This window comes from Kitasatospora sp. NPDC054795 (assembly GCF_053611565.1).
In genome coordinates this window covers 1-4,856 of sequence record NZ_JBSHAP010000256.1, presented here as the reverse complement: position 1 = coordinate 4,856, position 4,856 = coordinate 1, and the positions used below count along the sequence as shown (strand labels likewise).

At 70.6% G+C, this 4,856-nt stretch carries 5 protein-coding genes; 3 read left to right on the top strand and 2 right to left on the bottom strand.

Translation table 11 applies throughout. The features are described 5' to 3' along the window. Positions 1-159: 159 nt before the first annotated feature. Both ACWGJO_RS41045 and ACWGJO_RS41040 read left to right on the top strand, forming a co-directional pair. Positions 160-492, top strand: a complete 333-nt coding sequence (locus ACWGJO_RS41045) for a DNA/RNA non-specific endonuclease (RefSeq protein WP_452190888.1) — start codon at positions 160-162, stop codon at positions 490-492. A gap of 89 nt (positions 493-581) precedes the next feature. Continuing rightward, positions 582-1,103, top strand: a complete 522-nt coding sequence (locus ACWGJO_RS41040; RefSeq protein ID WP_452190887.1) for an SMI1/KNR4 family protein — start codon at positions 582-584, stop codon at positions 1,101-1,103. A 313-nt stretch (positions 1,104-1,416) separates the two neighbouring features. On the opposite strand, the gene ACWGJO_RS41035 is transcribed toward ACWGJO_RS41040, so the two are convergent. Continuing rightward, positions 1,417-1,815 (bottom strand): hypothetical protein, encoded by a 399-nt coding sequence (locus ACWGJO_RS41035; RefSeq protein WP_452190886.1) that lies wholly within the window; start codon positions 1,813-1,815, stop codon positions 1,417-1,419. Positions 1,816-2,186: 371 nt separating this feature from the next. Then, positions 2,187-3,131: an NAD-dependent epimerase/dehydratase family protein gene (locus ACWGJO_RS41030; protein ID WP_452190885.1), complete on the bottom strand. Its 945-nt coding sequence runs from the start codon at positions 3,129-3,131 to the stop codon at positions 2,187-2,189. 120 nt (positions 3,132-3,251) lie between these two features. On the opposite strand from ACWGJO_RS41030, the gene ACWGJO_RS41025 reads away from it, so the two are divergent. Beyond that, positions 3,252-4,856: ALF repeat-containing protein (locus ACWGJO_RS41025; protein WP_452190884.1), on the top strand; the 1,605-nt coding region annotated here is incomplete at its 3' end.

Genomic DNA, 4,856 nt, shown 5'->3' with positions numbered 1-4,856 from the left:
TCAGATGCACGGCCGGGCCGGCTTCGCCCTGCTCCGACACCGCATCCTCCTCGCCTGAATCACAGACAGTTACCACCGATTACGGGACAGAGCCGTTCTTTGTACAGACCCGGCTGCCGTGCAACTGGTGCGAGAGGGGAGTTTGCAGGTCCTGAAGACATGGAGGATGGCACGGAAACGGCGTGGAAGAATACGCCGCGGAGGCCCATGGTGGTACCCCCGGGATACTGGGACCTTACAGAAAAGCAACGGGCCAGGGGGCACTTGATGGGTAGGCAGTTCGGAGGTTCTGGGGATAATTTGAGAAATCTCGTACCGCTTTGGGATTATGCCAATGCCCCTGCCATGTGGACGGTGGAAATGGATATTGCCGGGGCAATAAAGAAGGGTGGACAGAGAGTCGTGTACAAGGTTGAAATGGTTTATGCGGGGAAATCCTCTGCCCAGGCCCGTGGTAGTTCATCTCGAGGCTCACGGATCTCTCGGGCTTAATGTGGATTGCCTGGTGGTAAACGAGAGGAAGCGAAGTAGGAATGACAATGAGGCGATCTGCGGATCTTACAATCTAGGATACTGGGGATATGTCTGAATTTGACTTTCGCCATTTGATTGGTAGGGAGCCCAGGTCTAGAGGAGTTCCGCTTGAAGCCTGGCAGGAAATTGAAGCATGGGTCGGCAGAGGGCTGCCAGATGACTTCAAATGGTTCGTCGAACTTTACGGTGGCGGGCTTATTAGGGGACACCTGTTTGTGCCGCACCCGTGCGACGACGAGTCGCTTCTTGAATTCATGAAGAGTGGCCGTCGGGCGTTCGAGAAGATATTTCGATACTTTTTCGACGAGTTGGGTGGGGAAAGTTTCGACCCGGCGTCGGTGGTGCCCTGGGCCTATTCGAACTGGGACGGGGATCAATGTTTCTTTGTGCCGGCCGGGGGCTCCTCCTGGCGCATTCTTCTGGTGTTCCGTCAGCTGGCTAGTGTGCAGTTCTATGACGCGGGGTTCCTGGAGCTCGTAGCCGGGGTGATCGCCGGGACGGCGGTGCCCCCGGGATGGCCGAGCATGGAACCGGCATGGAGGCCGATTGACGACTCTCCGTCGACCTGATCCCTGGGGATCCCTGTTCTCGGTGGGGCCGAGGGATGGGAGATGGGTGTTCATCAGGGGGCGATGAGTCCATGGCGGGAGCAGGCGCCGGTCCTGTGGAGGACGGCGGCGACATGCTGCTGGTTTGTGTGCACGGGCAGGTGGAACAGTGCGGGTGATGCCCTTGGCATAGGGCAGCCGCAGCCTGTCCACCGCGAGCAGTCGGACTGGCAGCCCCACCTGTGACGGCACGCGCCGGAGGCCCCGTTCGGCCGGTCGGCTTCACCACAGGAGGGTGTGATGACCGGGCCGATCGACCGGCAGCCGTCGTACGTCATCGCCTGCAGCGGCGGGGCGGTGGGCGTTCGTCGGAGCCAACGTGGGCCGTGCCAGCGGTTCGGGCCTCGGAGGGATTGTCCGGTCGGGTCGGCTTCGTGACGCGCAGGGCCGCGCCGATGGGGGCGGCGATGCGTTCGGCCAGGCGCAGGTTGGGCAGATCGTAGCGGCCGCGGGCGCGTTCGCGCATGAACGCTGCGGAGCCCCAGCGGCCGCCGTCGAGGTCGAAGTTGATCCGCAGCTCGTCGCCGTAGCCGCAGGGGCGGATCAACTCACGGTAGCGGACGCTGCGTTCGGGGCGGCCGTTGGTGGCCCGGTCGACGGTCTGCGCCCGGTGGCCGGTGGTGCGCATCGCGGCGAAGGTGGTGGCGTCCCCGCCCTGGAGCTCCAGTTGCACGGCCTGCTCGAACTGGGCGAGGTCGAGGCCGTCTGCGATGGTGGAGGTGGAACCCGGTGACCGGGTCGTTGCCGTGCCAGCAGCCGCCGTCGAAGCCGAGCGGTTCCAGCAGCAGGGCGTGCAACTCGCGGAACAGCGCGGCCGCGGGTAGCTCGGAGGCGGCCAACTCGCCGATGGATCGCAGGACTTCCCGCTCAACGTCACGTCGTTTGGCCACGGATGGAATGCTAAGGACGTCGGGGTCCGGTGAACGGAGGAGGAAGGGCGGGTGCGAAGGGGTTCCGCCCCGGGGAGGGGGCGGGAGGGGGCCGGTACTGTGCCGCCGACTCGCTCAAGCACTGACCGGAGCATCCGACTTGAGCGCCGGTCCGTTACGGCTGCGCGCGCTCGCGCCACCAGGCGACCGTCGCCCGCAGCTGCTCCTCCAGCGGCGTGGCCCGCACCGCGAACGCGGCCTCGTACGCGGAGCAGTCCACCACGAACGGCCGGTCGAACTGGTAGCGCACCTCCCGCAGTTCGCGCAGCAGCGGGGAGACCAGCCCAGCCACGGCCAGCGCGGCCGCGGGCAGGCGGCGCACCGCGACCGGCCCGCCGCCGGCCTCGGCGGCCAGCCGCTCGACCATCGCGCGCACCGACAGGGGAGGGACGGTGGGCACGTGCCAGGCCCGGCCCCAGGCCCGCTCCTCGCCGGCGATCTCGGCCATCGCCCGGGCCACGTCCGGCAGGTAGGTCCAGCTGTGCGCGGTGTCCGGGTCGCCGAGGGTGGCGACCGGGCGGCCCTTCAGCAGACCGGGCATCACCCGCGCCGCCAGGTGGCCGCCGTCGGTGACGCCGGGGCCGAAGAAGTCCGAGGCCCGCACCTCCACCGCCCGGATCCGCCCGGCCTCGTGCAGCGCCCGCGCCCGCTCCCAGGCCGCCGCCCGCACCCGCCCCTTGGGGCCGGTCGCGGCGAGCGGCAGGTCCTCGGTCATCGGGCCGTCCACCGGCCCGTAGCCGTACAGGTTGCCGAGCATGACCAGCACCGCGCCGCTCTCCTCGGCCGCCGCGCACAGCGAGGCGGTCAGCGCCGGCCACAGCCGCGCCCACTGCGGCAGCGGCGGCGCCGCGCAGCCGTGGACGGCGGCGGCACCGCGGGCGGCCGGCGCCAGCCGCGCGGGGTCGCTCGCGTCCAGGGCGAGGTGTTCGACGCCGGGGACGGCCGGCCCGGCGGGGCGCCCGGTGCGGGTGACGACCCGGACCTCGTGGCCCCGTTCGGCCAGCAGGCGGGCGGTGGCGGCCCCGGCGGGCCCGTGTCCGACGACCAGGTGGAAGCTCATCCGCCATACCTTAGTGGCGGCCCCGGACGGCCAGGAGGCCCGCCGCGGCCCGGCGTCGGCGGGGAAAGCCGCGCAGGTCAGGGGTCGGTCGGGGAGGTCGAGGGCCAGTACTAATTCGGTATGCCGATCGTAAAAGTGGATCTATGCTGTGGGGCGTTCATGATCCCTTCACACGAAGCAGGTTTGCTCTCGATGAAGCTGCCCCGGGTGTCCGCCGTCGTCGCCGCCGCGGTCCTGGCCCCCGCCGTCCTCTTCCCCGCCACGGCCTCCGCCTCCGACGCCCCCAAGCCGACCGGCATCTCCGGCCCCGACACCGGCTCGGACTCCGTCAAGGACGCCACCCCCGAGGACGGCAACGGGCAGGAGCAGCGCGACCGCGCCGAGGTCAAGCGCATCCTCGCCGACCCCAAGAGCGGCCCCGGCGTGCGCGAGGCCGCCGAGAAGGCCCTCAAGGGCGGCGCCGCCGAACTGCGCCACTTCCTGGACGTCGAGCTCGACGACCAGCGCAAAATAGACGACCAGGTCAGGACCGCCCAGATCTACCACCTCGGTGGCCCGGCCGTGAAGGCCGCCGCCAAGGCCGCCCTCCGCGCCGGCGACGACGCCATCGCCGAGTTCCTGAAGACCGGCCAGTACATCGCCCGCGCCGAGGACGAGGACCGCGCCAAGGTCGAGGCCATCCTCGCCGACCCCACCACCGGCCCCGGCGTGCGCGAGGCCGCCGAGAAGGCCCTCAAGGGCGGCGCCGCCGAACTGCGCCACTTCCTGGACGTCGAGCTCGCCGAGAAGCAGCCGGCCGACAACCGGGTGCGCCTCACCCGCATCGCGGACGGCGCCGAGGGCGCCGGCCCCGCGCTGCGCCGCGCCGCCTCCAAGGCCCTGGACGGCACCTACCAGGACGTCCTGGACTTCCTGAAGACCGGCCAGTACACCGCCCGCGCCGAGGACGAGGACCGCGCCAAGGTCGAGGCCCTGCTCGCCGACCCGAAGAGCGGCCGCGGCGTGCGCGAGGGTGCCGAGAAGGCCCTCAAGGGCGGCGCCGCCGAGGTGCGCCACTTCCTGACCGCCGAACTGCCCCGGCTGCGCAGCGACGACAACCGGGTCAAGCTCTCCCAGCTGATGTCCGTCGGCGGCCCGGCGGTGCGCGAGGCGGCCGGCAAGGCGCTGGACGCCGGCACCGACGAGGCCGTCGAGGCCTTCCTCAACAGCGGCTTCGCCAAGGCCCAGTTCGAGGACGACCGGGTCGACATCCTGCGCGTCATCGCCGACAAGGAGAGCAGCCAGTACACCGTCGAGGCCGCCCAGAAGGCCATGGACGGCAACGCCGAGGCCGCGCGGCACTTCCTGACCGTCCAGCTGCCGCGCCTGCGCGCCGACGACAAGCGGGTGAAGCTCGCCCAGCTCATGGACGCCGGCGGCCCGGCGGTGCGCGCGGCGGCCAGCAAGGCGCTGGACGCCGGCACGATCGAGGCCGTCGAGGCCTTCCTCAAGGAGGGCTGGGCCAAGGCCCACGCCGAGGACGAGGCCGCAGCCGCGGCCGCGGCCGCCAAGCCCGGCACCGGCAGCGGTACGGGCACGGGCACCGACGGCGCCGGTCAGCAGCCGCAGACCGTCCGGCCCGCCGGCCTCACCGGGACCACCACCACCGGCACCGGTACCGGGACCACCACCCGTACGGGCACCGGCACCACCGGCACCGGCACCGGCACGCTCGCCGCCACCGGC

Excerpts from the sequence above, each read along its gene's own strand:
- ACWGJO_RS41040 (WP_452190887.1), top strand. The coding sequence starts at position 582 with ATGTCTGAATTTGACTTTCGCCATTTGATTGGTAGGGAGCCCAGGTCT.
- ACWGJO_RS41030 (WP_452190885.1), bottom strand. The coding sequence starts at position 3,131 with ATGAGCTTCCACCTGGTCGTCGGACACGGGCCCGCCGGGGCCGCCACC.
- ACWGJO_RS41045 (WP_452190888.1), top strand. The coding sequence starts at position 160 with ATGGAGGATGGCACGGAAACGGCGTGGAAGAATACGCCGCGGAGGCCC.